The organism is Stenotrophomonas sp. P5_B8 (assembly GCF_054049855.1).
The window spans coordinates 1-1,844 of sequence record NZ_JBFULO010000594.1; the positions used below are offsets into that span (position 1 = coordinate 1).

Annotated in this window: 1 protein-coding gene and 1 pseudogene; both read left to right on the plus strand. The window is 57.5% G+C overall.

The genetic code is table 11. The features are described 5' to 3' along the window. Positions 1–876 precede the first annotated feature (876 nt). On the plus strand, positions 877–1,521 hold the full coding sequence (locus ACXJKH_RS19710; protein WP_457321899.1) for a DUF1629 domain-containing protein: 645 nt from the start codon (positions 877–879) through the stop codon (positions 1,519–1,521). A gap of 34 nt (positions 1,522–1,555) precedes the next feature. Beyond that, a pseudogene (locus ACXJKH_RS19715) lies at positions 1,556–1,844 on the plus strand (hypothetical protein); the annotation flags it as partial.

Consider the following 1,844-nt stretch of genomic DNA (forward strand, 5'->3'; position numbering starts at 1 on the left):
ACCATGATCTGTGCAGTTCAACATCCTTGGGCGGTCAGGTGTAATGCGAAAGCGGCCCTCGTGTTCGTTGTGGCGGATATCCAGTTGATTGCGCTTGACGAAGTGCTCACGCCCGAAGACGGCGTGACCAAGCTCGCGCAGCTCGCCATGGTGAGGGACGAGTGCGTGGATGAGTAGAGCTGCATCTCCCCGCCGAGCGGTCGCATTCTGCCGCGCACGTAAGCTATGCGCACTCCAATGCGTAAACCCAAATGGTGAAGAATGAAATAGCGTCCGGCTGGGGCGCAGCCACCTGCGATCCATGTGGGGAAGCAGAGTGCGACGCGTACGTCACCAGATATCACAATATGAGCTTGATCCTGCAGCGCGCTTAGCCGCAGTGTCTCACTTTGGAAGAGAGCTTATGACCACGGACCATGCACCGAGAAAGCGCTCGCATCTCGAACAAAGTGAGAACTTCCATGTATCGCTCTCTCGAGCGCTCCCCCACACGCTGTCGGACGGGCGGGACGGCGTGGTACCAGTACGTCTTCCTCCGCGACGGTGAGCGCATTGGAGCCATGGGATTCTTTGGGCCTCAGGAGTTCTTCGCTGGATATCCTCACTCAAGCTGGATATACACCTTTGATCTGACCTTTGGTCACGTCGTGGATGACATGCTGCGCTTCAAGCGCACGCTCGGTAGCTCGGATGACGACTTCCAATTCATCCGCAGCCTTGCGGCGGCTTTGGTGCCGGCCGCCATCACTTGGCAATCCCTCATCAGCGAGAGTGAGCTGGCGCTTCGCAGATACATCAGAAGCTGGTGTGCTACATCGTCCCCGGGGTAATCTTCACTGAGCCTCATAGCGGCTCTGGATGGAACAGGATCGACGCATGGAAATCTCAAACAAGAATGCACCCAAGCGCGGCGAGTTTTTTCTTCTGATGCCGGACACAGCCCGTGGTGGACGAGGGCACGGCGTCGAGATCGAAAATGAGGAAGCTCTGCTGACACCTCCCAGGCTGATCATTCGGCCGCGTGGGGGGGGCTTCCCAGTGCTCAAAGAGAAGCCTGTTCTGCTCCACGATCCTGGAGCGGGTGATCCGCCCGAAGACCTGGAGGGAGGGTTGAGCGGGTACTGGCTCGTGTCCGAGCGCCTCAAAGATGTCTTTTCCAAGGTCGATCCCGCTGGATTCGATTTCGTGGAATGCGACTATCGACAAGCCGACGGATCCGAGGGCCCGCGCTACTACCTGTGTGAGGTAACACGTGAGCTGGACGCGCTTGACGAAGAGAGCTCCAGGCTGACCATCGATGTCAGCGACGACTTTGTTGGCGGAAAGTTCTATGACCTCAGTGGCGGCACAAGTCTGTCGTTTCGCAAAGACGTTGTTGGCCAAGCGCATATTTTCCGAACCCCGTACTCTGGCGGTTTGACCTTCTGTGATCGAATTCTCCGGGACGCTGTCTGGGCTGCAGGCATTGGCGGGCAGAGGGAATCGCGAGGCCTGTGGTTTACGGACGCCGCCGACATCTGAACCGGCAATGTGACATCAAGGAAGAGGTGGCGAAATGCCTCGCAATGGACCGATTTTTCAAGACCATCACGTCATTGAGCAGCAGACGTTTCGAAACAGTCAGCTCCTAAAGGTCCTCGAGAGGGCTAACCTGGTTGAAAAGGATGCCTTCGAGAACCGGATCAGTATGCCTGCGGATCCGCGGCTCGCCCACGCGCTGGGAGTTTCTCCCCACAGCGGTGGGCCAATCAGGGAGTATCAAAAGGGCATCGGTTTTCAACTTGAGAAGCTGGCGCAAACCGTCGATGGCCAAGCTGCGCTCGAGAACGACGTAGAAGCGATGC

What these genes read in the sequence shown, in the direction of transcription:
- ACXJKH_RS19710 (WP_457321899.1), top strand. Translation starts at nt 877, where the DNA reads ATGGAAATCTCAAACAAGAATGCACCCAAGCGCGGCGAGTTTTTTCTT.